Annotated in this window: 19 protein-coding genes and 2 pseudogenes; 13 read left to right on the top strand and 8 right to left on the bottom strand. The window is 58.3% G+C overall.

Going from position 1 to position 24,370, the window contains the following annotated elements; all coding sequences use genetic code 11:
• Positions 1-78 precede the first annotated feature (78 nt).
• Both KVG95_RS10385 and KVG95_RS10380 read left to right on the top strand, forming a co-directional pair.
• A complete protein-coding gene (locus KVG95_RS10385) occupies positions 79-717 on the top strand; it encodes a hypothetical protein (RefSeq protein ID WP_217856210.1) in 639 nt (212 codons plus the stop codon).
• 13 nt (positions 718-730) lie between these two features.
• Positions 731-934: a hypothetical protein gene (locus KVG95_RS10380; protein ID WP_217856208.1), complete on the top strand. Its 204-nt coding sequence runs from the start codon at positions 731-733 to the stop codon at positions 932-934.
• A gap of 81 nt (positions 935-1,015) precedes the next feature.
• On the opposite strand, the gene KVG95_RS10375 is transcribed toward KVG95_RS10380, so the two are convergent.
• A complete protein-coding gene (locus KVG95_RS10375; protein ID WP_217856206.1) occupies positions 1,016-1,936 on the bottom strand; it encodes an AraC family transcriptional regulator in 921 nt (306 codons plus the stop codon).
• A 138-nt stretch (positions 1,937-2,074) separates the two neighbouring features.
• Between KVG95_RS10375 and KVG95_RS10370 the strand changes: the two genes are divergently transcribed.
• The 3 genes from KVG95_RS10370 to KVG95_RS10360 are packed head-to-tail and all read left to right on the top strand — an operon-like array spanning position 2,075 to position 4,223.
• Positions 2,075-2,818: an SDR family NAD(P)-dependent oxidoreductase gene (locus KVG95_RS10370; RefSeq protein ID WP_217856204.1), complete on the top strand. Its 744-nt coding sequence runs from the start codon at positions 2,075-2,077 to the stop codon at positions 2,816-2,818.
• A gap of 29 nt (positions 2,819-2,847) precedes the next feature.
• Positions 2,848-3,249, top strand: a complete 402-nt coding sequence (locus tag KVG95_RS10365; RefSeq protein WP_217856202.1) for a VOC family protein — start codon at positions 2,848-2,850, stop codon at positions 3,247-3,249.
• Positions 3,246-4,223 (top strand): saccharopine dehydrogenase family protein, encoded by a 978-nt coding sequence (locus tag KVG95_RS10360; protein WP_217856200.1) that lies wholly within the window; start codon positions 3,246-3,248, stop codon positions 4,221-4,223. Before KVG95_RS10365 ends, KVG95_RS10360 begins: the two co-directional genes overlap by 4 nt.
• A gap of 44 nt (positions 4,224-4,267) precedes the next feature.
• On the opposite strand, the pseudogene KVG95_RS29750 reads toward KVG95_RS10360, so the two are convergent.
• Positions 4,268-4,411, bottom strand: a pseudogene (locus KVG95_RS29750) (AraC family transcriptional regulator); the annotation flags it as partial.
• Between the two features lie 595 nt (positions 4,412-5,006).
• Between KVG95_RS29750 and gabP the strand changes: the two are divergent.
• The 6 genes from gabP to KVG95_RS10330 all read left to right on the top strand — a co-directional run bounded on the left by gabP (position 5,007) and on the right by KVG95_RS10330 (position 16,078).
• On the top strand, positions 5,007-6,413 hold the full coding sequence (gene gabP, locus KVG95_RS10355) for a GABA permease (RefSeq protein WP_217856198.1): 1,407 nt from the start codon (positions 5,007-5,009) through the stop codon (positions 6,411-6,413).
• 113 nt (positions 6,414-6,526) lie between these two features.
• A complete protein-coding gene (gene gbdR, locus KVG95_RS10350) occupies positions 6,527-7,624 on the top strand; it encodes a choline metabolism transcriptional regulator GbdR (RefSeq protein ID WP_217856194.1) in 1,098 nt (365 codons plus the stop codon).
• 425 nt (positions 7,625-8,049) lie between these two features.
• Entirely contained in the window at positions 8,050-9,153 is a 1,104-nt protein-coding gene (gene gbdR / locus KVG95_RS10345) for a choline metabolism transcriptional regulator GbdR (RefSeq protein WP_217856192.1), read from the top strand.
• A gap of 243 nt (positions 9,154-9,396) precedes the next feature.
• A complete protein-coding gene (locus KVG95_RS10340) occupies positions 9,397-11,520 on the top strand; it encodes a TonB-dependent siderophore receptor (RefSeq protein ID WP_217856190.1) in 2,124 nt (707 codons plus the stop codon).
• Positions 11,521-12,071: 551 nt separating this feature from the next.
• The gene (locus KVG95_RS10335) at positions 12,072-13,091 is read left to right on the top strand and encodes a substrate-binding domain-containing protein (protein WP_217856507.1); all 1,020 of its coding nucleotides are present in this window, start codon (positions 12,072-12,074) and stop codon (positions 13,089-13,091) included.
• On the top strand, positions 13,079-16,078 hold the full coding sequence (locus KVG95_RS10330) for an EAL domain-containing protein (protein ID WP_217856187.1): 3,000 nt from the start codon (positions 13,079-13,081) through the stop codon (positions 16,076-16,078). The genes KVG95_RS10335 and KVG95_RS10330 overlap by 13 nt, the downstream gene beginning before the upstream one ends.
• Here KVG95_RS10330 and KVG95_RS30355 read toward each other — a convergent pair.
• Both KVG95_RS30355 and KVG95_RS10325 read right to left on the bottom strand, forming a co-directional pair.
• A pseudogene (locus KVG95_RS30355) lies at positions 16,053-16,168 on the bottom strand (LysR family transcriptional regulator); the annotation flags it as partial. The gene KVG95_RS10330 and the pseudogene KVG95_RS30355 overlap by 26 nt on opposite strands.
• Before the next feature lie 12 nt (positions 16,169-16,180).
• A complete protein-coding gene (locus KVG95_RS10325) occupies positions 16,181-17,569 on the bottom strand; it encodes an aminotransferase-like domain-containing protein (RefSeq protein ID WP_217856185.1) in 1,389 nt (462 codons plus the stop codon).
• A gap of 351 nt (positions 17,570-17,920) precedes the next feature.
• On the opposite strand from KVG95_RS10325, the gene KVG95_RS10320 reads away from it, so the two are divergent.
• Positions 17,921-19,126, top strand: coding sequence for a benzoate/H(+) symporter BenE family transporter (locus KVG95_RS10320; protein WP_217856183.1), 1,206 nt, complete (start codon positions 17,921-17,923; stop codon positions 19,124-19,126).
• Positions 19,123-20,361 (top strand): serine hydroxymethyltransferase, encoded by a 1,239-nt coding sequence (glyA, locus tag KVG95_RS10315; RefSeq protein WP_217856181.1) that lies wholly within the window; start codon positions 19,123-19,125, stop codon positions 20,359-20,361. Before KVG95_RS10320 ends, glyA begins: the two co-directional genes overlap by 4 nt.
• 86 nt (positions 20,362-20,447) lie before the next feature.
• Here the strand turns inward: glyA and KVG95_RS10310 are convergent, their stop codons facing one another.
• From KVG95_RS10310 to KVG95_RS10295, 4 genes are read right to left on the bottom strand one after another with little or no spacing between them, the layout of a single operon-like run.
• Positions 20,448-21,599: an alginate O-acetyltransferase AlgX-related protein gene (locus KVG95_RS10310; RefSeq protein ID WP_217856179.1), complete on the bottom strand. Its 1,152-nt coding sequence runs from the start codon at positions 21,597-21,599 to the stop codon at positions 20,448-20,450.
• Positions 21,599-23,008, bottom strand: coding sequence for an MBOAT family O-acyltransferase (locus tag KVG95_RS10305; RefSeq protein ID WP_217856177.1), 1,410 nt, complete (start codon positions 23,006-23,008; stop codon positions 21,599-21,601). The genes KVG95_RS10310 and KVG95_RS10305 overlap by 1 nt, the downstream gene beginning before the upstream one ends.
• An 18-nt stretch (positions 23,009-23,026) precedes the next feature.
• On the bottom strand, positions 23,027-23,701 hold the full coding sequence (locus KVG95_RS10300; RefSeq protein ID WP_217856174.1) for an alginate O-acetyltransferase AlgF: 675 nt from the start codon (positions 23,699-23,701) through the stop codon (positions 23,027-23,029).
• A complete protein-coding gene (locus KVG95_RS10295) occupies positions 23,698-24,366 on the bottom strand; it encodes an SGNH/GDSL hydrolase family protein (RefSeq protein ID WP_217856172.1) in 669 nt (222 codons plus the stop codon). The genes KVG95_RS10300 and KVG95_RS10295 overlap by 4 nt, the downstream gene beginning before the upstream one ends.
• Positions 24,367-24,370: the final 4 nt, after the last annotated feature.

The following is a 24,370-nucleotide window of genomic DNA, read 5'->3' as shown; positions in this document are numbered from 1 at the left end:
TTCAGTGGTTGAACTTTCTATTCGCTGGAGTGTGATGTGCACAGGACGAAAAAAATATACTTGCTCATGACGTTCTGCATGCTAGCGGCCGTGCTGGCGGGTTATGGCCTCTGGCTGTTTTTCGAGTCGCAGAAAGTGCGCTGGGTTGTAGAACTTGTCGGCGGTGCAGAAAACCTGAGCGCTTCTGAAACCTTCTTACCTGAAAGCGATGCGCTTTACATAAAGTCGCTGCACCTGTCGCCAGATGAACAGATGTACGACCGCATCCGAGCGTTGAACCTTTGCCAGGACATGAACGACGCGTGCGTGACCACCAGTTTGACCGTCGCTAATTTTCTGATGATCAATACCGCGGATGTGCGGGCCGCGAGGAATACCGTTGAGCAGTATGCACGTTACAACGTTCTGCAAGCGCAGCCGTGCCCAGCGAAATATGAAACATCCGTGGTTATCAAGGATAACGAGTATCTCTCTACGTTGCCGATGGCGGATGCAAAGCGTTTTGCCGAACAGCGATTGGAAAAGATTGAAGCATCAGGCGGGCTGGTTTTCTCGTTAAGAACCCCTGAGTGTCATCGTTATTTTGCAGCGCACCCATCGATGGCCAGAGGTTATCTGGCGCATATGGCGCTGCTGGTCAGGGCCGCTCAAGGCAAAAGGTCTGCGGCCTGGTTGTATTTGTTATCCCGTCCGGGCGTGTACGCGATCATTAAGTAAGAGGGAGTTTGAAGTGGCACAAGGTGCACAGCAGGCAGCAAGTGAAACGACGCAAACGCTTCCGGAAATGCTGGATGAGTTGGGCAAAGCGAAGGACCAACTGAACAAATCACTGGAGGCGACGGGTGATGCGGGTAAGGTCTCGCGTTACAACACCTTGCCCGATATGACCAGCTCCATGGGGATAATTCTGTCGTGCGCCAAGCCCTGCACCTGAAAACACGCCTGCTTAACCACCTCAATCAAGACAGTCGACTGACAGCTGCTGGCTGATTGCTGTCTCTCATCAAGGGACAACTCATTCCCGGTTAAAAGCCATTTTTTCCTGTCTTGTCACGCCTCGGGTTTCCCCAAGAATCCTTGCTGCATCTCGTGCTGGTGATAAGCCAAAGATCCGTGCGTAATCGCGGCTAAATTGCGTAGCGCTTTCATAGCCGACCTCGAACGCTGCACTCGTGACACTTTTGGCGTTGGCCACCAGCAGCGTCCGCGCCTGAAGCAAGCGAACCCTTTTTTGATACTGCAACGGGCTCAGCGCCGTGACGGCTTTGAAGTGCCGGTGAAAGGCCGATACGCTCATCGCCGCTTGTTGCGCCAGTGTCTCCACACGGATGGGCTTGGCGAAGTCTCGACGAATGTACTGGATAGCCAGGCTGACCCGAGCCATGGCGCTATCGGGTGCCGCAATATCACGCAGCATCCAGCCGTGAGGCCCTTGCAAAACACGGTACAGAATCTCCCGTTCGTAGACAGGTGCCAGGGCCGCAATTTCCTCCGGTCGGCCCATCAAACGCAGCAACCGCACCCAAGCGTCCATCAGGTCGGGCGTGACAGCGGCTACCGAAAAGCCTGCTTCCTTGTCGTAATGCCCGGTGGGCTTTGGCAGGTCGGCCAGCAGAGTCGCCAGGATCGTCGGCTCGAGTGTCAGGCTGACTGCCAGATAAGGCTCACCGGAAGCAGCAGGGTGTACTTGACCGACCGCAGGCAACTCGATGGACATGACGAAATAGGTCGCCAGGTCATAGCGAAGCGTACGGTCTCCGATGGTCATTGATTTACTGCCTTGCAGGATCAGGTTGATCATCGGCTCGTAAACCGCGGCCAGCAGGTGCTCAGGGATTTCGCCCTGGACCATGGCGACGCGGGGGATGCCCGTCTCCGTGCGGCGGTTTTCGGCCCGGGCAGCCAGCGCGCGAAGTTCATTCAGTTGGTTTGTCATGGGGAACATCTGAACTCAGGCTGATACGCCCAGGCAAGCAAAAAGCAGAAACAGGCAGGATTGAAGTAGGAACGGCTGCGCTCGTGGCAACGGCGATGGTTACTGTGGTGACTCATCTCAGTGATCCTGGAGCAGCGAATGAGCGTTATCGTCATTACCGGAGGCAGCCGAGGCATCGGCGCCAGTACCGCCGAACACTGCGCTCGGCGCGGTATGGGGGTCATCCTGACCTACAAGAGCAATATTGATTCAGCAAACGCTGTCGTCCAGCGTATCCAGGCATCGGGCGGCAAGGCAGTGGCGCTTGAGCTGGATGTCGCTGATGTGAAGCGGTTCGACAGCTTCCGAGAAGCGGTGCAACTGACGTTGCAGGAAACCTGGGGTGTGGCAACCCTCGGCGGGCTGGTGAACAACGCGGGCCATGGTTTGTTCAATCCCCTGGAATTGGTCACCGAGGCGCAGTTTGACGACTTGCTGAACGTACACCTCAAAGGGCCGTTTTTCCTGACTCAAGCGTTGCTGCCACTGATGGGAGAGGGCGCCAGCATCGTCAACCTGACCAGCGCCACGACCCGCGTGGCCACTGCGGGTGTTGCGCCTTATGCGGCTTTCAAGGGCGGACTCGACGTGCTGACCCGTTACATGGCCAAGGAGTTCGGCCCTCGGCGTATCCGGGTCAATGCCGTCTCACCGGGGGCGATTCGCACCGAACTGGGTGGCGGTTTGAATGACGAATTCGAGGCTCTACTCGTGTCGCGAACCGCCCTTGGTCGGGTGGGCGAGCCGGAGGATGTCGCTCGCGTTATCACCCTGCTGCTGTCCGAAGAAGGACGCTGGATCAATGCTCAGACGATCGAAGTCGCGGGCGGGTACTCCATCTAAATCGGCACCTGAATAGTGAGGCAACCGCAATGCTTGATCATATTTTTATCTCGGTAAGCGACGTTGATCGTTCCATCCGTTTCTACACCGCGACACTGACCCCGCTTGGCATTACCGGCAGGCTTGATTACGACGGCAAGGACGGTCCGCCAGGCCACCCGGATCTCAAGGGCTTCGGTGCCAATGGCCGGGTGTTTTTCTGGTTGCGCGAGGGTGTTGTGGAGGGACGGGCGGTTCACGTTGGCTTCGTGGCGAACAGCAAGGCCGAGGTCGACGCAGCTTACGCGGCAGCAATGGACAATGGCGCTATCGACAACGGTGCGCCTGGCGCACGCCTGCATTACGACCCCCATTACTACGCCGCCAATGTCCTTGACCCGGACGGTTACAGCCTCGAATTCGTCTACAAAAACTGGCAGCACGCCCAATGAAAAAATTAATGATCTATGGGGCGACGGGCTATACCGGCCGCATGGCTGCCGAGCATGCCAAAGCGCAGGGGCTGGACGTTGTGATCGCTGGCCGCAATGGCGCAAGGCTGGCGTCTCTCGCTGCGCAACTGGGTGTGCCTTATCGAGTGTTCACCCCTGATGCCCAAGCCGCCGAATCCCTGGACGGCATCGGCGTATTGCTGAATTTCGCAGGACCTTTTGCTCAAACGGCGGACGCCTTGATGCAGGCCTGTATCAAGGCCGAGGTCGACTATCTGGACATCACGGCCGAGATCAATGTCTATCGGCTGGCGGAGCGGCTTGGCGCTCAGGCGGCCGAGGCAGGTGTCATGTTGCTACCTGGGGTCGGCTGGGACGTGGTGCCGACAGACTGCCTGGCGATGCATGTTGCTCGCCGTGTGCGCGAGCCGAAGTCGCTGAGCGTTGCGCTACAAGTCGCTGGCGCCATGTCGCGGGGATCGGCCTTAAGTGTCAGCGAGATCATTGGCGCGGGCCTCTTGGCGCGGGTTGATGGGCAACTGGTTGCAACACCTGATGCGCAGCCCCGGCACTTCGATTTTGGCGACGGCCCGGCACTGTGCGCGCCGCTGTCCTTCGGTGACCTGGTCACTGGCTGGCACTCCACCGGCATTCCCAATATCGCCATGTTCGTGAACATCACCGGCGACGCCTTTCCTGAAGGCGGCCTGTTACAACTTTCCGACGGCCCAAGTGCTGAACAGCGAGAGGCTCATAGCGCCCGTGCTGTGGCTGAGGTCATTGGCGCTGATGGCACACGTGCGCGTTCAGTGATCGAGACCGTCAACGGCTACACCTACACACCGTTGGCGGCAGTGGAGGCTGCGCGCCGGGTGCTGAACGGTGATCGGCAACCAGGCTTTGAAACGCCTGCGCGGGTGTTTGGCGTCGGATTCGCGCGAACGATTGCAGGGACGACAATCACAGATGATTAGGGCGCGACAATGATCGGTTTCGCGCTCATGGAATGCCGTTGCGTTCAAGGCGACGCCGCTCCAGAAACAATGGGCGTTCTGAACCGGGCAGCATCGCGCGCCGGAAGCATCCCGAACAGGCATGCATATTCACGGCTGAATTGCGATGCGCTTTCATAACCCACCGTGAAAGCGATTGAAGCCGCATCGCGATTCTCCAGCCGCGGTTGCCAGAAGCCTCCCCCGAGCCGGTCCCTACCGAATGGGAAACCAGCTTGGATCAAGCATCTGCACCTGAAGATATCGAACAAGATACTGATAGTGAGTGGCCCGCGAAAGGTGAAGCCAGCCGCTTTGATCGCTGAGAATACCGGATTCTTTGCTCAGGCTTGAGATATACGCTGGCATAACGCTCGCTCTGCCCAGGTAACAAAGTTAGGTAGGACAAAAATCGTCCTGATCCTGATCCTGGGCTTCTGCGCGGCTGGCAGTGGGTGGTAATGGTCAGCTAAAAACAAGAAAAGAGACTTCGGTCTCTTTTTTTTCGGTTAATGCACCACACGCGATACGCGCAATGCGTGTCGAAATCAGACTCGTCAGTGGCGCATTCGGGCTACTGGCTTTCAAGACAAGACGCGTAAGGTGACGCGTCACTTCATGGCCGTGTGCAGCTGTGATGCCTGATTTAGAAACCCAGGAGCGTTTGAGGTGTGCCGCGTTCGACGCGGCAACAGGGAGAAATGATGATCGCCTGACCCTCAGTCAGTACGCCCTAACGTCGATCACCAGAGAACAAAAAAAACAATGAATAGCCTGAATTCCAAAGATTCGAACGGTCAGTTGGCGCAGGGTTTCAAGCCGCGTCACGTCACAATGCTTTCTATCGCGGGGATTATCGGCGCAGGTTTGTTTGTCGGCTCGGGACATGCCATCGCAGCGGCGGGTCCGGCGGTATTACTGGCTTATCTGTTTTCCGGCCTGTTGGTCGTTCTGGTCATGCGCATGCTGGGTGAAATGGCTGTTGCCAACCCGGACACCGGATCTTTCTCTACCTACGCCGACCAGGCAATCGGGCGTTGGGCAGGCTTTACCATCGGCTGGCTGTATTGGTGGTTCTGGGTGTTGGTGATACCCATCGAGGCGCTCGCGGCCGGGCATGTATTGAATCAATGGTTCCCGCAGATCGATACCTGGTTGTTTGCCTTGCTGTCGATCATTCTGTTGGTTGTGACCAACCTGTTCAGTGTGTCCAAATACGGTGAGTTCGAATTCTGGTTTGCGCTGGCCAAAGTCGTGGCGATCATTGGATTCATCGGCCTGGGTTTTGCGGTGTTGATGGGGTGGATTCCAGAGCGCGAAGCCAGCGGATTGAGTCGACTCATGGAGGAACATGGCGGTTTTGCGCCCAACGGCTTGTCAGCGGTTGTAGGGGCATTCATCACCATCATGTTCAGCTTCATCGGTACGGAAGCGGTGACCATCGCTGCGGCCGAATCCAGCAACCCTGCGCAGAACATTGCCAAAGCCACACGCTCGGTGATCTGGCGCATCGGGGTGTTCTACTTGCTGTCCATTTTCGTGGTCATTTCCGTGGTGCCCTGGAATGATCCGTTGCTGGCGTCGGTGGGTTCTTACCAGCGAGCGCTGGAACTGATGAACATTCCCCACGCCAAGCTCATGGTAGATGTGGTGGTGTTGATTGCCGTGGCCAGCTGCATGAACTCGTCGATCTATATTGCCTCGCGCATGTTGTTTTCGCTGGGCAAGCGCGGTGATGCACCGAAGCCGCTGAAGGTGACGTCGTCGGCGGGCGTGCCGAGGGCTGCGGTGATCGCCAGCACCGTACTGGGTGCCGGTGTGACCTTGTTCAGCTACTTCATGCCCGCCGGACTGTTCCAGTTTCTGCTCGCCAGCTCCGGCGCCATTGCCTTGCTGGTGTACCTGGTTATCGCAGTGTCGCAACTGCGCATGCGCAAGATTCTGCGTCGGCAGAACGTCGAGCTGAGCTTTAAGATGTGGTTGTTCCCCTGGCTCACCTGGTTGGTCATCGCCTTCATCTGCGCAGCGTTGGCGGTGATGATGGTGACGCCCGAGCACCGTATGGAGGTTTCTTCGACCATCGGCCTGGCGTTGGTGATTTCCTTTATCGGCCTTGTGACCGCGCGTCAGCATGGGCAGCCGCAGAGTGCGGTGTCGGCGGAAAGTGCATAGCAGCCATATCAGCGTAAACCTGCTTGCGATCTTTTCAGTGCGCCAGCAGTGGCGGGGCGGTTAACGCCGCCAGCGCCACGGGCCATTACCGCTCACTGCGAGAAAAAACTTCGATGGCATACGACACCTCCAAGGCCGTTCCTCCTCAAACCATTGGTTTTTTGCTGCTGGATCAATTCACTCTGATCTCTTTGGCGTCTGCCATAGAGCCACTGCGAATGGCCAATCAACTGACCGGTCAAGAGCTGTACCGTTGGCACACCTTCAGCTTGGAGGGTGAGCGGGTGTGGGCAAGCGATGGCATGCCGATCACTCCGGATTCGTCGATCAATAACGCACCGATACTTGATACCGTGATCGTCTGCGGTGGCATTGGCATTCAAAGCGCGGTGACCCGTGAGCACATTACCTGGTTGCGAGCCCAGGCACGGCGCGCGAAGCGGATAGGGGGCGTGTGCACAGGTAGTTGGGCCTTGGCTCAGGCAGGCTTGCTCGATGGCTTCGATTGCAGCGTGCACTGGGAATTTCTGGCAGCCATGCAGGAAGCTTTTCCGCGAGTGAACCTCAGCTCCAGTTTATTCACCCTTGACCGAGACCGCTTCACCAGCTCGGGTGGAACCGCGCCAATGGACATGATGCTGCACCTAATCAGTCGCGATCATGGTCATGAACTGTCAGCGGCCATCTCCGACATGTTCGTCTACGAGCGAATCCGCAACGAGCAGGATCATCAACGAGTGCCCCTCAAGCACATGCTCGGTACCAACCAACCGAAGTTGCAGGATATCGTCGCGTTGATGGAGGCCAATCTTGAAGAGCCGATCGACCTCGACGAGCTGGCGAATTATGTTGGTTTGTCCCGTCGACAACTGGAGCGGTTATTCCAGAAATACCTGCATTCCTCACCATCGCGCTACTACCTCAAGCTGCGTCTGATCCGCGCACGTCAGTTGCTCAAGCAAACGCCGATTTCGATTGTAGAGTTGTCGGTGGTGTGTGGCTTTGTGTCCACCCCCCATTTCTCAAAGTGCTATCGCGAGTATTTCGGCATCCCACCCAGCGACGAGCGCTGGGCGGCGCAAACGCTAACGCAACCGCAAGTGACAGCAAGACCGATTGCACAGGCGTTGCCCTTGGCAAGGCCGATGAGTTTGCTGGATCAGGCACGTGATGAGTCAACATTCGCCAGTATCAAAATTTTGAAATCCTGAATAATCCGGGTGATCAATTCATCACTCCAAACGATCAGCGATAAAACCCGGAAGCCTCTCTGTTTCCCGGTTTTTCGTTGTTATGAAGTTTAGTTGTGAGTGGCGTTACGTTATTCAAAAAAAAAAGACCTATGCCTGTCGGTAACAAGCAAGTTGTCGTTTCCAGGCATCCTCCCCATAACTGCTACCAAATTGCTCGCAGATTATAAGCAGGCTTACCAGATCGACCCGTTCGCTTTTGACCTTCGTTCTTGCGACCCTCCAGATAGAAGCATCGTCATGTCGTTTTTTGAATTGACTGGAAGTCTATTCAACTGCGGCGTGATTTTTGCACTAAAATTATAAATAGCCCGGCGTATTTGGACGGGCAATAAAAAGAGCCTGTGCCTGAGGCCAATACCTGCTTGGTGTGAGGAGTTACTGCGATGACGACATTCAACTCCGGGACGAAGCCCCAGAACCGTGCGCCTCAATCCATCGGCTTTTTGCTATTGGACAATTTCACACTGATCTCTCTGGCTTCCGCGGTGGAACCTCTGCGCATGGCTAACCAATTGTCCGGTCGTGAGCTGTATCGCTGGACGACCCTCACTGCCGACGGAAGCAAAGTCCTGGCCAGCGACGGCTTGCAGATCACCCCTGACACCTCGATGCAGAACGCGCCTGCCATGGACACCATCTTTGTCTGCGGCGGTGTCGGTATTCAACGCTCCGTAACCCGCGCGCATGTATCGTGGCTACAGAGTCAGGCGCGTCAGTCCAAGCGCCTGGGCGCGGTATGCACCGGCAGCTGGGCCTTGGCGTGCGCTGGTCTGCTGGATGGTTACGATTGCAGTGTTCACTGGGAGTTTCTGGCGTCCATGCAGGAAGCCTTCCCGCGAGTGGTTATAAGTACGCGACTGTTCACCCTGGATCGAAACCGTTTCACCAGCTCCGGTGGCACCGCGCCGCTGGACATGATGCTGCACTTGATCAGCCGCGATCACGGCCGTGAACTGTCGGCGGCGATCTCGGAAATGTTTGTCTACGAACGCATCCGTAATGAGCAGGATCACCAGCGTGTTCCGCTCAAGCACATGCTTGGTACCAACCAGCCGAAGTTGCAGGAAATCGTGGCGCTGATGGACGCCAACCTTGAAGAACCGATCGACCTCGACGAACTGGCAGTTTTTGTCTCCGTGTCGCGGCGTCAGCTGGAGCGGTTGTTTCAGAAATACCTGCACTGCTCACCGTCCCGCTATTACTTGAAACTGCGCCTGATTCGCGCCCGACAACTGCTCAAGCAAACACCCATGTCGATCATCGAAGTGGCGTCGGTGTGTGGCTTCGTGTCCACACCGCACTTCTCCAAGTGCTACCGCGAGTACTACGGCATTCCACCACGCGACGAGCGCGTGGGTTCCAACACCACGCAACAAGTGGCGATGATACCGCTGCCACAAGCGCTGGGGCTGTCACCGTTGTCCGACCCGTCGTCGGCGCTCGGCCAAGCTCGCAACGAATCAACTTTTGCCAGTGTCAGGATATAAAGCTACATCGCGATGGACTTTTGAGCTCATTACTCAGGATTTTGCGGTCTTTCAAAGCCTATACGATGAGAGGCTTTATGAGGCTATTGCCTGGCCACGTTGATCATACGAGTTGATTTCGCAACTTTTGCACTACTTTGGCGAGATAAAAAAGTATCGACTGATAATGGGAATTGATATTATTCGTTGTCAATTCTCGCCGAGCTCCTGAAGTGCCCGGCATCTTCTCAAGGTTGTATGTCGATGCGTCGAACTCTCGTTTCTCTGTGTGTGATCCAAGCCATTTCCCAGACCACCTGGGCTGACCAGGCACCGACTGATCCTGCGTCAATAGAGTTACAAGCGATCGACATTAACGGCACATTCGAAGAGCCGGCCCAAGGCCCGGTCCAGGGGTATCGGGCGACCCGTTCGGCCAGTGCGACGCGCACGGACACTCCGATTCATGAAACCCCACAATCGATCAGCGTGGTCACCCGGGATGTCGTGGAAGACCTCGGCGCGACCCGCCTGCAAGACGCTCTCGATTACGCCGGAGGCGTGGGCCGTGCGAACAATTTCGGCGGCCAGGGCCTGACCACTTTCACCGTGCGTGGCTTTACCACCGGTGAGTTCTACCGCAACGGTTTTCCGATCAACCGCGGTTATCCGAACATGCCCGATGCCAATACCATCGAGCGCCTGGAGGTCCTGCGCGGGCCAGCCACCACGCTCTATGGCCGTGGCGACCCGGGCGGCACCTTCAACGTGGTGTCCAAACAACCCCTGGCCGAGCCCACTGTGACCCTGGGCAGTCAACTCAACGATCAGGGCATGCGTCGCGGAACGCTGGATGCCTCAGGACCGCTGGATGATGAAGGGCGACTGGCCTATCGTCTCAACGTGATAGGCGAGGGTGGTGACACTTTCCGTGATCACGTCGAAAACGAGCGTTACGGTGTGGCGCCGGTCCTCGGTTGGCAGGTCAACGACACCACCCGTATCACCTTCGAAGGCGATTTCATGCGCAACAACGCGCCGCTCGATCGGGGTGTGACCCGCTATCGCAATCAGATCGGTGTCGCGTCGCGGGATACTTTTTTCGGTGAGAAGGATGTCGGCAAACTGCACAACGACAACAACATGGCGCAACTGCGTTTCGAGCATTTCCTGAACGACAACTGGACCCTGGGCGGCGGCACGCAATATCTCGACGGCAGTCTGCAAGGCAATGCCATCGAAGCCAACGGTGTCGCTGCCGACGGCCGAACGCTGGGGCGCAACTTCAACTATCGCAAGCTGGAGTGGCGTGACCTTGATGTGCAGTTGAATCTGACCGGGCATTTTTCCACCGGCGGCTTCGACCACACGTTGCTCACGGGCATCGAGTATGAGGATTACGATTACAAGTCGATTATCCGTCGCTCCAGTGGGGCGGTGGGTGCTTACCCCATCGACATTTTCAATCCGGTCTACGGCCAGCCGCGCCCGGCACTGACTCGCACCACCACCCATGATCAGGAAAACCTCAAGACCTATGCCGCCTTCGTGCAAGACCAGGTGACCCTGGCCGAGGGTTTGAAAGCTTTGGCTGGTGTGCGTTTCGAACGCTTCGAACAGGATTACGACAACTACATCGTCAACGGTCCGAGCTGGACCAACAGTGACAACGCCGTCACTCCGCGCCTGGGGCTGATCTACGACTTGACCCCGACCGTGGCGATCTATGCAGACACGGCGCGGTCCTTCAAACCCAACAGCGGTGCCAGTCGAACGGGCGGCGGTTTCAAACCTGAAGAAGGCAAATCCTACGAGGTGGGCGTCAAGTGGCAGGCCCTTGATCGTCAGTTAAGCGTGGATGCCGCGGTGTATCAGATCGAAAAACGCAACGTTCTGACCACAGACCCGGTGGACTCGACCTTCAGCGTTGCGGCGGGTGAAGTTCGTAGCCGTGGCTTTGATCTGAATGTGGCCGGTAACCTCACGCCAGAGTGGCGGATGATCGGTGGCTACGCCTACGTGGATGCCGAAGTCACCCAAGACAACGTGCTGAAGTCAGGCACCCGCCTGGTGAACATTCCGCGCAACAGTTTCAGCCTGCTGAACGTCTACGAGTTTCAGGACGGTGGCCTCAAAGGACTGGGCCTGGGGGTGGGAGCCAAGTATGTCGACGAGCGCGCCGGCCAGACCGCGGCCAATGCCTTTTCCATGGATAGCTACGAGGTGTTCGACCTGCTCAGCTTTTACAAAGTCAACGAGCACCTGCGGCTTAACCTTGACCTGAAGAATGTGTTCGACAGTCACTATGATGAAGGCGCCTTTGGCAACGTTTACGCCTATCCGGGCGCGCCGAGAACCGTGCAAATGGGTTTCTCGTACACGTTGTAACTGGTAGACAGGTAGCGCCCGCACGATCAATCGGCCTGTGCGGGTCTCCGGCGCGACGTTGCAGATCCACAGCCGCATCGACAACTACATCACTGTAACGCTGATGCCCCGCGATGTTTTTCTCGAACGTTCGGCGACTGCTTAATAACGCTTGAGCAGTCGCCTTCGGGCGATAGCGCCTTGCCGAAGCGCAATGAAGCGCCATCAGTCAACGATGCAATTGACCTTCGTCCCTTGTTTTGTGCCATGAACCCTGTCCCATTTCCTGAATGTACAGGACTAAAGTTCGCGCACTTTACCCACAAAAGACCTGATGACAGCAGAACCGACTATCCTTTCGGATAGTGAACGCTGCACTCTTGGCAAAAAGGGACACCATGCCAGACTATGATCGCGCCATCGGCTCCAGACCCGGCATCACATGCGGTGATCGAACCTGTCTGATCAGGCCCTGGTTACTCAGGCCCTGGCTACTCGGGATGGCTTCAATTACGGTTTTCTGTCTTTTCACGGCAACGCCCGGATACGCTGTCGAAAACGCCACGGTTACGGTGATTCAAGCGCAGGAAATCGTTTCCAGGGCCACCCTCGAAGCCGTTCGCTGGAGCGGCCCTGAATCCGGCCCGCGAGCCCTGCGGGGCAAGAGCATCGCCCTTGTCGCAGAAGATTTGCGTAACGGAGGAATTGTCGGTGTCGCGCAGGGCGCTCGCGAGGCAGCCAAGGCGATGGGCTGGACGCTGAAGATATTCGATGGCGCCGGATCATCGGCCGGTCGCGCAAAGGCCTTTTCTGATGCCCTGGCAGCGAAACCCGACGGCCTCATTCTGTGCGGCTCCGATGCCCTTGAGAACAATGCGGCGCTGATCCTCTTCGCCAACAGGGATGTGCCGGTGGTTGGCTGGCACGCCGGGGCACGCCCCGGGCCGATTGACGGCACGCCGGTGGCCATGAACGTCACGACCGATCCACTCGAAGTGGCTCGCCTCACGGCCATGGCGGCAGTGGCACAGTCAAACGGCCGCGCCGGCGTGGTCATCCTGACCGACTCCAAGTACAGCATCGCCATGGCGAAAGCCAAGGCCATGGAAAACGTCATTCGGGCCTGTCGGGACTGTACGTTGCTGGAAGTGCGCGATGTCGCGATCTCCGAAAGTGGCGAGAAGATGCCGGCGATCACCAAGGAGCTGCTTCAGCGCTATGGCAAGCGCTGGACCCACACGCTGGCCATCAACGATATCTATTTCGACTACTCGATTGCCTCATTGACCAGCGCCGCAATACCCAGTGACGGCATCAGTCTGTTGTCTGCCGGTGATGGCAGCGCTTCGGCTTTTTTGCGTATACAGGCAAAAACCTACCAGACCGTTACCGTGGCCGAGCCGCTTAACCTGCATGGCTGGCAAGTGATGGATGAATTGAACCGGCTGTTTGCAGGTCAGCCGGTGAGCGGCTTCGTAGCGCCGATTCACTTGGTCAATGCCGACAATATCGCCTTCGACGGCGGTAAGAAATTCCAGTACGACCCTGACAATGGCTATCGAGACATCTATCGCCACCAATGGAATCCCTGATATTGGACGTTACTTCCCGGCTCGGACGCCGACTATTGCCGCAATCGCTACGCGCACAGTTCACACTGGCGTTTCTGACGCTGGCACTGCTGATCCTGGCGGGTGGTGCCACTGCGGTCTACGCGTTGCGCACGTCAAACAGCGCCACTCGCCAGCTGACGGATGAACGACTGGTTCGCATGCAAAATGGGCAAGACATGCTGCAGCGTACCTTGCTGATCGAACGTCAGACCGATCAGCTTCTGACAACTCGCTCGCCCGACACCCTGCATTCAAGCTATGCGGCGACCGTCCAACAGCTTGAAGCCCTTGATCAACTGGTGCAGCAGCTGACTGCCGCGAACAGTGGCGTGGCGATACTCGACATGCATCAGTCGAGTCAGCTGTTCCGCAATACCGCCAACATCGTTGCGCAGCTGCGAGAAAGCCTGCTGCAAACCGAGGTCACCTTCGAGCAAACCCTGGAGGATCACACGGCCCGGTTAACCGCGACCCAGACCCGGGCCAGCCTGGAACTGGCGGTGTTACTTTTCGATCTGCCGCAGGCTGTTGACAGTGATGCCGTGCAACGGCTGCGGATCCGATATGAGCGCCTGTCACGCACCGCAGGCAAGTTCCCCGACGCTGATGTGCAGACGCCCGATCTCTTCTCCCTGCGCCTGAGGCTCATCAATCAGTACAACGTCATACAGCGCTTCAATGAGGAACTGAAGAATGAGGCCGGGGTTCTGGTCGCGGTGGCTCGTGCGCAATCCAGTGCTTACACCGAAGACTATCGCGAAGCCGTGCAGCGCTTGGTCGAGGCCTCAAATCGTAGCCAGCAATGGGTGCTGATCATGTTGGGCGCCAGCCTGGTGTTCGCCTGGTTTGTGACCCGGGTCTTCATGGGCCGTCATGTGCTCGTGCGCCTGAATGAAATAAGCCGGCAATTGCGTCAGGAACACACTGACAAAACGCATGTGATGATGGCGGAGCATGGCAAGGACGAAATCGGCAACATGGCTCGTGCGGTGAATCAATTCCTCAAAGACCGACTTCAGCTGGAAAAAAGAACGGTCCAATTGAGTATCGCCACAGAGCGGCTCGCCGTGCAAAACAGCCGATTAGAGCAAGAGGCCGTCATCCGTGCCGGGCAAGGTCATGTCCTGGAGCTGATCGCCAGGAGCACCGAGCTTGCCGAAGTCCTCGAAAGCCTGGCTCATCTGGTCGAGTCCCAACTGGAGGGGATGATGGTGTCCATCCTGGTGCTGGATGAGGAGGGCAAACACCTGCTGCACGGGGCTGCGCCCAGTTTGCCGAAAGCCTATAACCAGCTCATTGACGGGATTGCGATCGGTCCGAACGTCGGTTCATGCGGCACCGCGGTGTATCGACGAGAACCGGTCATCGTCACCGATATCGAGCTGGATCCGCTGTGGGAGGAGTACCGTTCAGTCGCTGCGCCCTATGGATTTCGCGCCTGCTGGTCGACGCCGATTCTGTCCCATGAGCGAAAAGTATTGGGTACGTTTGCCTTGTATTCCAGCACCGTACGCAGCCCCAGCTCGACCGAGACGCGACTGATCAACATGGCGACTCCTCTTGCTGGCATTGCGATAGAACGCCAACTGACCGAAAAGCGCATTCGCTATATGGGTGACCATGACGCACTGACCGGGCTGCCGAATCGCACACTGCTCGAAGACCGTCTCAAGCAGGCAATACTTTATGCTCAGCGCTACAGCCGGCTGGTGACGGTGGTGTTTCTTGATCTGGACAAATTCAAACTGGTGAATGACAGCCTTGGGCACAGTGCTGGAGACGAACTGCTGAAAACCGTCGCTCAGCGCATGCTGGCATGTGTACGCCGCACCGACACCGTCGTACGACTGGGTGGCGACGAGTTTGTGATCATCCTGTTCGACCAGCCCTCAGATCTCGACGGCGTTACTCCAGCCCTGCACAAAATCCAGGAAGCCATCCTGCGACCGATTCAGCTCAGCGGACATACACTCCACGTCACCTGCAGCATGGGGTTGGCCACTTACCCTGCCGACGGCAGCGATACCGAAACGTTGCTCAGCAATGCGGACGCCGCCATGTACCGGGCCAAGGAGCTGGGTCGCAACAGTTACCAGTTCTATACGAGCGAGATGAATAACAAGGATCAGGGCAAGCTCGCCATGCAAGACGGGCTTCGAAACGCACTCAACCATGACGAGTTCCTGCTGCTGTACCAGCCACAGGTGGATTTGCAGTCAGGTCAGATTATCGGCGTAGAGGCACTGATCCGCTGGCAGCACCCCGAGCTCGGCATGGTGTCTCCAATCAAATTCATTCCGCAGGCCGAAGAGACTGGGTTGATCGTGCCCATCGGCGACTGGGTGATTCATGCCGCGTGCAGACAGAACAAGGCCTGGCAGGATGCGGGCTGGCCGCCGATCACCATGTCGGTGAATATTTCAGCGCGCCAGTTCATCGAAAGGGACCTGATCGACCGGGTGAGGCATGCCTTGCAAGAAACCGGACTGGACCCGAAGTACCTTGAGCTGGAGCTGACCGAAAGTCTGATCATGCAAGACCTTCAGCAAGCCATCAGCAAAATGAAAGAACTGCAATCAATGGGGATCAGTCTCTCGATCGACGACTTCGGCACCGGCTACTCCAGCCTCGCAGCATTGAAAAGCTTCCCGATCGCGAGACTCAAGATCGACCAGTCTTTCGTGCGCGATCTGCCCGACAACGAGAACGACAAAGCCATCGCCACCGCAGTGATTTCGTTGGGGCACAAACTGAACCTGAAGGTCATTGCCGAAGGTGTCGAAACCGAAGAGCAGCAAACCTTCCTGCGTGAAAACGGCTGCGATGAAATTCAGGGTCATTTGTTCAGCAGCGCGGTCAGCTGCGATGAAATCAGTGTGTTACTGCGTACGCCCCGGTTGCCTCAGCCGGGCCGCATTGCGAGCCCTGACTCGGTAAGGCGTACCGGGCATGCCAGAACAGATTGATCTCGATTTTCGGCAACTCCAGATACGGCGGTAGAACGGCGAGCCCGAAGGGCTGTTCGCACTGATGGCGGATCGTTCGGGCACTGTTGCCCCTGCGGTGACTCAATAGTGCAGTCGCGGGTCGGAATCGATCAGGCTGGCCAGTTTGGTCAAGGCGAAGCGCAGTTCGTCCTGGCTCGTGGGTGACATCAATACCAGCCGCACACAACGGGTAATCCCGGAGCGTTCAGCCTGGAACTGGGTGCCACTGAGTACGAGCACACCGTTGGCTCGGGCGAGCATGGTGAACTCGTCGCTGGTCCATGGCTCGGGCAGCGTCAACCAGATGTGGTACGAATAGGGTTGAGTCTTGAGCTCGAAATTGGCAAAGATTTCCTGGGCAATCGCTTGCCGCCCGGCGGCTTCATTGCGCTGGATGCGGATCAGTTTTTTGTCCAGGCCTTCGGTAATCACATTGCTGGCCAGTTGCGCTGTCAAAGGCGACGGCATCCAGACGCTGCTGCGCACCATCGAGGTCAGGCGTGACAGCAGTTTCGGCGGGCTATAGATGTAACCGACACGCAGCGCCGGCATGACCGACTTCGACAGGCTGGTCAGGTACACCGAACGGTCTGGCGCAAACGCCGACAGCGGCTTGATCGACGGATCGGTGGCGAGGAAGCCATAGATGTCATCGTCGAGGATGATGAAGTCGAACTCTTCGGCCAATGCCGCGATTTGGGCCCGGCGCTTTTGCGACATGATCGCCGCCGTCGGATTCTGGCAGGTTGCCACGCACACCAGCATCGCCGGTTTTTCTCGCTCGCACAGTTCGCGCAACGCTTCGGGAATGATCCCTTCGTCGTCCATCGGTACGCCACGCAGGCGGCGCTCAAGGCCATGGGCCAGGGAAATAATGCCGGGGTAGCAAAGCGCTTCGCAGAGCACCAGGTCACCGGCGTTGGTCAGAGCGCTCATCGCGACCATCAAGCCATGCTGGGCCCCGGCGGTGATCACCACTTGCTGCCATTGCGCATCGGGCAACGAATGGCGCAACCACTGCGCGCCCGCCTCGCGATGCGCCGGGTGACCGCCGTCCGGTGCGTAATCCAGGGCTCGGGCGAAATCGGTGCTTTTGGCCATCCCCACCAGGGCGTCGCGCAACCAGTACTCCAGGGTTTCGCTGTAGGGCTTGATGATCGAAAGATCGAGTAACTCGGATTGCCCCAGATTCAGCGGTGCGGCGCTGTTGCTTGCCGGCAGTTCCAGCTGCTTCTGGTTGAGCACATAAGTACCACGCCCCACTTCCCCCTGCACCAGGCGACGCCGATGGGCTTCGCTATAGGCTCGGCTGATAGTGCCCGGCGTGACATTCAGGGTCGTGGCCAGCTCCCGCAGGGTCGGCAGGCGATCGCCTTCATTCAACACGCCGTTGCTGATATCGCGCGCCAACGCATCGGCAATCGACAAGTACATCGGCTGGCTGAACTCGCTTAGCTGGGGAACCCACATGGATGATCACTGCCCATCGTAGAAATGATGAATATCCGAGCATATCACATGGAGGTTAGGCATCTAATAAATCGACCCAATCGATAAATTGATTCGATTGATTTTGTGATTGAGTCGATATCAATTGCTCGAAGAAAATATTTTTCCAGAAACTAATTCTCTTATAAATCAAATAAATAAACGATAAATCGTCGAAAACCAGGGCGCTGATAGCAAAAAAACATCTCGTAACAATCCTGCCATCTATTGAATCAACTCAATTCATTCAAATACACTCATGTCGAATCGAGTCAATCGACTCAATCTCCCCCCGGGTCACTGCGCGACTCTGCCGCGCCAAGTCGAGACATCATGGACACACTCAGAAAGGATCTATCCCTGTCAGCCGTCATCGCGGGCTTTATTGCCGTAATCATTTCCTACGCCGGCCCCTTGATCATCGTGTTTCAGGCCGCCAAGGAAGCGCACCTGCCCAACGATGTGGTGTCTTCGTGGATCTGGGCCATTTCGATTGGCAGCGGTATTACCGGCCTGTTCCTGAGCTGGCGCCTGCGAGTTCCGGTAATCACCGCATGGTCGACGCCGGGTGCGGCGTTGCTGGTGTCGATGCTGCCCACCGTTACTCTGCCTCAGGCCATCGGCGCCTATCTGGTGGCATCGGTGATCATTGCTGTGGTCGGTTTGTCCGGGGCATTCGACAAACTGATGAGTCGCCTGCCCAAAGCCATCGCCGCCGCCATGCTCGCGGGCATTCTGTTCCGCTTCGGTGCCGAGCTGTTCACGTCGATCAAGCTGCAACCGGAACTGGTGCTGGCGATGATCGCGGCCTACCTGATCGTCAAACGCTTTTCGCCGCGCTACGCGATTCTGTCGGTACTGATTGTCGGCTGTGCGGTGGCCGCCTCGTTCGGTGAACTTAACAGCGGCTCGATCACCATCGCCGTGGCCCATCCGGTCTTCATCACCCCCGAGTGGAGCTGGCACGCGATCATCAACATTGGCCTGCCACTGGCGCTGGTGACCCTGACCGGCCAGTACGTGCCGGGCATGGCGGTATTGCGCACCTCGGGTTACAACACCCCGGCGCGCTCGATCATTTCGGTCACCGCGATCGGCTCGATCCTGATGGCGCCGTTCGGCTCCCATGGCTTGAACCTGGCAGCGATTACAGCGGCGATCTGCACCGGCCGCGAAGCCCACGAAGACCGCGACAAACGCTACATCGCCGGGATCGCCTGCGGGGTGTTCTACATTCTGATGGGCACTTTCGGCGCGACCCTGGCCTCGGTGTTTTCCGCCTTGCCCAAAGAGTTGATTGCCTCCCTTGCCGGCCTGGCCTTGTTCGGCGCAATCAGCGCCGGGCTGACCGGTGCCATGGCGGACGAGAAACAACGGGAAGCGGCGTTGATTACCTTCCTGGTGACGGCCTCGAGCATGAGCTTCCTCGGTTTGGCCGCTGCATTCTGGGGCTTGATCTTCGGCCTCGCGGCGCACTTCGTACTGACCTACACCCGGGAAAGCAAAGCCGCTGCCTTGACTGAGGGCAGCCGACCATGAGCCTGCAAAATTTTGACCCCGCCATTGCCCGCCTGATCGACCGCGAACGCAATCGCCAGGAAACCCATCTGGAGCTGATCGCTTCAGAAAACTATGTCAGCGAAGAGGTGCTCCAGGCCCAGGGGTCGGTGCTCACCAACAAGTACGCCGAAGGCTATCCGGGCAAGCGCTATTACGGCGGTTGCAAGGTTGTCGACGAGATCGAAAACTTGGCCATCGAACGCGCACGCAAACTGTTCAACTGCGAATACGTCAACGTCCAGCCGCACTCCGGATCCCAGGCCAACCAAGCAGTTTTTCTGGCAGTGCTCGAACCCGGCGACACGATTCTGGGGATGTCCCTGGCCCACGGCGGGCACCTGACTCACGGCGCCTCGGTGAATTTTTCTGGCAAGTTCTACCGGGCGTTTTCCTACGGGCTGGAAAAAGAAACCGAAACTCTCGACTACGCCGAAATGGAAGCGCTGGCCCGGGAGCACCGGCCGAAAATGATCATCGCCGGGGCCTCGGCGTATTCCCGGACCATCGACTTCCAGCGATTTCGCAACATCTGCGATGAGATCGGCGCTTACCTGATGGTCGACATGGCGCACTATGCCGGGCTGATCGCGGCGGGCGTGTACCCGTCGCCGGTCGGCATTGCTGACTTCATCACCTCCACCACCCACAAAACCCTACGGGGCCCACGCGGCGGTTTGATCCTGGCCAAGGCGCAATACGCAGCGCTACTCGATAAGACGATTTTCCCGGTTTACCAGGGTGGGCCGCTGATGCACGTCATCGCCGCGAAGGCCGTGGCGTTCAACGAAGCCTTGAGCGATGGATTCAAGCATTACCAGCAACGGGTGATCAGCAACGCCAGGACCATGGCCGACATTCTCACCCGGCGGGGTTTGCGGGTGGTGTCCGGCGGCACTGATTGCCATATGTTCCTGCTTGATCTGCGTTCGATGAACATCACCGGCAAAGATGCCGAAGCGCTGCTGGAAAGTGCTCACATCACGCTGAACAAAAATGCGATCCCCGACGATCCGCAGAAACCGGCGATCACCAGTGGCATTCGCATCGGCACACCGGCGTTGACCACCCGTGGTTTCGGTGAAGCGGAATGCGCGGAAGTGGCGAACCTGATCGCCGACCTGTTGGAACAACCGGACAACGCGGCGCTGCTGGATAACATCCGGTGCCGGGTGATGCATTTGTGTGAATGCTTTCCGGTGTATCTGCTGGTTTGATTTGGCCCGGAGCGTGTAAAAAACGCTCATGGGTGCCTTGATCGCCGAACTACGTCTGGGAGGGCCTGAAGCGTCCCGCGATTGGCCTACCGCAACGAGCGATAGGCAATGGGGTCGATGTAAGCCGACTGCAGGTCCCGCTCCGGGATCTCCCAGATGATTTGCTTGGGTGGCGTTTCTTTGGAGGCCGGGTTGTTGAGGTAGCTGTTTGCCGCGCCAGAGAACGCTCCACCGTCTTTGGCGAAGTTACCCACGGGGGCGCCCAGTGCCTGCTGCACAAACCCTGCGAAGTTGGAGTTGCGCGAGAATGAAGTGCCGATGAGCACGGTGTTGGGGAGGTCGGCATCGCCAAAGAGGTCTGCCTCAGTATCAGGGCTGTCGGCTGACGCAACGGGAAGTTCATGGGTGCTGGTTTGGGCGACCATTTCGGGGGCGGGTTGCCATTTGAGCGGCAGCCAGTCGATGCCCGCCAGATGGACCAGATCGCCAGGTCGCACCGCGAGCGGGGCATGACTTTCGTTGAACGATCTGCGTGGCGTTGCCCTGATGCCCATGGTCTTCAGGCGCTGTGTGATGGCCTCGGCCGCCGCCTTCGCGCCGGATTCGCTCCAGTGAGTATCGGTGCGCAACCAGGCACTGGCCCCCAGTGGCATCAGCGCACCGGTGAGGTCCAGATTCGACACGCCAGCCACATCCAGCTTCGAGGTCCAGGCCCGGATGCGCCCTTCAAGAACGGCTGGGCGGTGCAGTGCGCAACGCTGCTCAGCAGCAATGCGGCTCTTGTCTGGAACGATGACCACCAGCAGGCTGATTTCACGTTGGGAGAGCTGCTGCTTCAGATCAATCACAGCCTGGACTTTGGCATCGGCATTGCGCTGCGCTTGATGATGGACCTTGAGCTCATCGGCCAAAAACAACCAGTCAGGACAACCCGAGCGAACCCTCGGTCCGGTGTCACCGAGGAGCAGCCAACTGATACCGCGCTCCAGCTCGGCAAAGGTCGTGGGGAGTTGCGCGTTCGACAGTTCCTTGGCGATCCGATGCGTGATTTCGCCGTCAAGAATCTGCGGGGGCAGCACTTTATCGGGTAGCGAGATTTGCCCTGAGACAATCAGACGGCCAGAGGACAGCAGTCCGACGAACAGGAATATCAGCAGCGCCACGCCTGCCAACCGACTGCTGCGTGTCGTCAGATCATCTGGCGGAGTGGGGGGCGGGGTGTGCTTTGGGGTCGTCATCAGAATTGGAAGTACAGGAAGGGTACGGTTTCGCGACTGGCGATCAGTGCGAACGACAGCATGAAACCGGCGATGGGCCAAAGGGCGGCGGTGTAGAGATAAAGGCCGCCCAGTTGTTTCTCACAGTAAGGGCGCAGCAGCGGTGCGATGACACCGAATACACCGAGCAAGCCCGCAAGGCCATGTACCGGGCGCAGGGTTGCGGACAGTTCATCACCGAGGGCGATGCCCTGCAGGCCGAACTGTCCGGCATACAGGCGTAGCGCGCTGTGAAAGTCAGGGGCGCGGAACAGTGTCCAGGCCAGGCAAACGAACAGCAATGTCAGCCCATGGGAAAGCACCGGCGGTACCGGGGGCAGGGTAGAACTGTTCCAGGCGCGATTCACACACAACGCAATGCCATGGGCGCTGCCCCACAGCAGATAATTCCAGCTATCGCCACCGTGCCAGAGGCCGGCGATGGCCATGATCAGGAACAGGTTGCGATAGGTTTTCCAGGTGCCGTTGCGATTGCCACCCAGCGAAATATACAGATAGTCACGTAACCAGCTGGACAGCGACAGGTGCCAACGGCGCCAGAAGTCCTGGATGCTGTTGGCCAGATACGGACGGTCGAAGTTTTCGGGAAAGTGAAAGCCCAGCATCAGTCCCAGCCCAATGGCCATGGCGCTGTAGCCGGCGAAGTCGAAGAACAGTTGCAGGGAGTAGGCCAGGCAGCCGATCCAGGCGTCGGAGAAGCTGGGGTTGGGCAAACTGAACGCCACATCGACCACCGGCGACAGGGTGTCGGCCACCAGCACCTTCATGCACATCCCGACCATGAACCGACGTGCGCCCAGCGAGAAATTCTGCAGGTTGAAGTAACGCTGATTCAACTCACGCCGAACCCAGTCATAGCGAATGATGGGGCCGGCGACCGAATGGCCGAACATCGAAATATAGGTAGCGTAATTAATGAGGCTGCGTTCGACCGGCACGGTGCGGCGGTGTACATCCACCAGATAGGAAATCGCCTGCAATACGATAAACGATAGCCCGGCCGGCATGATGACCCGCTGCCAGTCCAGCGGCACGGCGCCATACCAGGTGATGCCATCGATCAACGTGCCGGCGACGATGTTGGCGTACTTGTACCAGCACAGCACCGCCGTGTTGAGCACGATCAATGTCGCGAGTAGCCGCACGCGGCCCTTGCCCTCTTCGCGCAAGGCGTCAATCAGCAAGCCGCCGGCCCACGCCGTGATCGTCAGTACCACATGTACTGCAAGGAACCGGGGGCTCAACCAGCCATAGAACAGCCAGCTGCCGATCAGTAGCGTGACGTTACGCCAGGCGGCTGGGCACACTGCATAAGTGCACAAGAACAGCGGCAGGAACAACGTCAGAAACTCGAGAGAGGCAAAAACCATGGTGGCAGCGCGATCCGATCAGTGGGCCAGGACGTCAGTCGCGAGCAACAGGTACGGACCATTTGCGCCAGGTAGCAGCACAACGCTGTAGCGCTCGCCGGCCTTGAGCTGGCCCAGGTCAAGCGGGGCACCGACGTTGGTTTGAGCGCAGACCAATTGAACCGACAGGCTGACCGGGTTGATCGATCGGCGTTGCACGCTGCCGTCGGCCACCTCCTTGAACAGGTCGGCGCTCTTCCCCGCAGCGCGCAAACCGGCCTGGGTGCATGCTGGGTCGGCGCTGATAAACGCCAGCGAGGCTCTCAGGCTATTGAAGTCGTCGGGTTGCTCACGGATGACGACCTGGCGGATACCTTGAGTGCCGTCTGGCAAAGCGATCACGCTGGCGAATTCGCCTGCTGCCACCTGGATGTCCAGCGGCTGGCTTTTGCCGTTGCGTTCCAGGGTGCCCTTGATCGGCTGGTTGGCGGGCACGGGCAGGTAGTCGGACACGGCATTCGAGCCTTCCAGTCTGAGGCTGGCCCGCGAGCCTTCGGCCAGCAGCTGCAAGGGGCGGTCGGCGGCGTTGATAAAGCGCAGGAAGGCCGAGTCCTGATCCGGGCCCGTCGGGTACAAGGCAATGTCGGCGGCCTGGGCGTGCAGGCTCAGCATCAAGGGCGCGAACAGCGCCCAGCCACATGCGGATCGGATCATTTGCCGGCTCCTGCGCTGCTGACGCGGTCGGCGGGCAGTTTGGCCAATGCACCACCAATCGCAGTGCCCCATGCTTGATAACCGGCGACGGTGAAGTGCTGCCCGTCGGTGGTGATCCACTGCCCGGGTTTGGAGAACGTCAGCGAATCGATGTAGGTGCAAGGCGCCACGTTCGCGGCCAAAAACTGCGACATCAATTGGGTGCGGGCATCATTCTTCTGGTACATGCCACCGGCTTTGCCCCAGGCCGGGCCCACCCAGGCGCAACGGGTCCCGGTGGCCGCGATGGCCTTGGCCAGGCCGGTGACGCTTTGCCATGCCCAGGCCTTTGGAAACACTGGCTTGTCATAGGACGCCATGGTGTCGCCGATGACCAGTACTACCAGGTCGGGCTTGTCGGTGGCGATCAGGTCCTGAATCGGCGTGGTGGTTGCCTCGCGCCCTTTGATCACGATCTTGTCGTTGCCTTTGCGCTCGGCGCCGCAGTCGACCTTTTTGCTGATCAGCCAATCGCCGGCGCTGGCACCGCAGGCACCGATGGAATGAACCTGGGCGCCTTGGCGAGTCAGGTTGTCGTGCAGCGGCTCCAGCAAATGGTCCGCGAGGCTCATATGGCTCTCCCCAAGAACAAGGAGGGACAGGCCGGCAAGGGCAGAAGAGGGCATCGAA

This window comes from Pseudomonas farris (assembly GCF_019145235.1).
Classification (GTDB): Bacteria; Pseudomonadota; Gammaproteobacteria; order Pseudomonadales; family Pseudomonadaceae; genus Aquipseudomonas; species Aquipseudomonas farris.
Note: the sequence above shows the minus strand (reverse complement) of the source record. Positions and strands in the feature narration are given on the sequence as shown.

Bases quoted from the DNA above. Each gene is read 5' to 3' on its own strand.
- KVG95_RS10360 (WP_217856200.1), top strand. From the start codon at position 3,246: ATGAAAAAATTAATGATCTATGGGGCGACGGGCTATACCGGCCGCATG.
- KVG95_RS10305 (WP_217856177.1), bottom strand. From the start codon at position 23,008: ATGGTTTTTGCCTCTCTCGAGTTTCTGACGTTGTTCCTGCCGCTGTTC.
- gabP (WP_217856198.1), top strand. From the start codon at position 5,007: ATGAATAGCCTGAATTCCAAAGATTCGAACGGTCAGTTGGCGCAGGGT.
- gbdR (WP_217856192.1), top strand. From the start codon at position 8,050: ATGACGACATTCAACTCCGGGACGAAGCCCCAGAACCGTGCGCCTCAA.
- KVG95_RS10370 (WP_217856204.1), top strand. From the start codon at position 2,075: ATGAGCGTTATCGTCATTACCGGAGGCAGCCGAGGCATCGGCGCCAGT.
- KVG95_RS10340 (WP_217856190.1), top strand. From the start codon at position 9,397: ATGCGTCGAACTCTCGTTTCTCTGTGTGTGATCCAAGCCATTTCCCAG.
- KVG95_RS10310 (WP_217856179.1), bottom strand. From the start codon at position 21,599: ATGACGACCCCAAAGCACACCCCGCCCCCCACTCCGCCAGATGATCTG.
- KVG95_RS10330 (WP_217856187.1), top strand. From the start codon at position 13,079: ATGGAATCCCTGATATTGGACGTTACTTCCCGGCTCGGACGCCGACTA.
- KVG95_RS10300 (WP_217856174.1), bottom strand. From the start codon at position 23,701: ATGATCCGATCCGCATGTGGCTGGGCGCTGTTCGCGCCCTTGATGCTG.
- KVG95_RS10320 (WP_217856183.1), top strand. From the start codon at position 17,921: ATGGACACACTCAGAAAGGATCTATCCCTGTCAGCCGTCATCGCGGGC.
- gbdR (WP_217856194.1), top strand. From the start codon at position 6,527: ATGGCATACGACACCTCCAAGGCCGTTCCTCCTCAAACCATTGGTTTT.
- KVG95_RS10385 (WP_217856210.1), top strand. From the start codon at position 79: ATGCTAGCGGCCGTGCTGGCGGGTTATGGCCTCTGGCTGTTTTTCGAG.
- glyA (WP_217856181.1), top strand. From the start codon at position 19,123: ATGAGCCTGCAAAATTTTGACCCCGCCATTGCCCGCCTGATCGACCGC.
- KVG95_RS10295 (WP_217856172.1), bottom strand. From the start codon at position 24,366: ATGCCCTCTTCTGCCCTTGCCGGCCTGTCCCTCCTTGTTCTTGGGGAG.
- KVG95_RS10325 (WP_217856185.1), bottom strand. From the start codon at position 17,569: ATGTGGGTTCCCCAGCTAAGCGAGTTCAGCCAGCCGATGTACTTGTCG.
- KVG95_RS10375 (WP_217856206.1), bottom strand. From the start codon at position 1,936: ATGACAAACCAACTGAATGAACTTCGCGCGCTGGCTGCCCGGGCCGAA.
- KVG95_RS10365 (WP_217856202.1), top strand. From the start codon at position 2,848: ATGCTTGATCATATTTTTATCTCGGTAAGCGACGTTGATCGTTCCATC.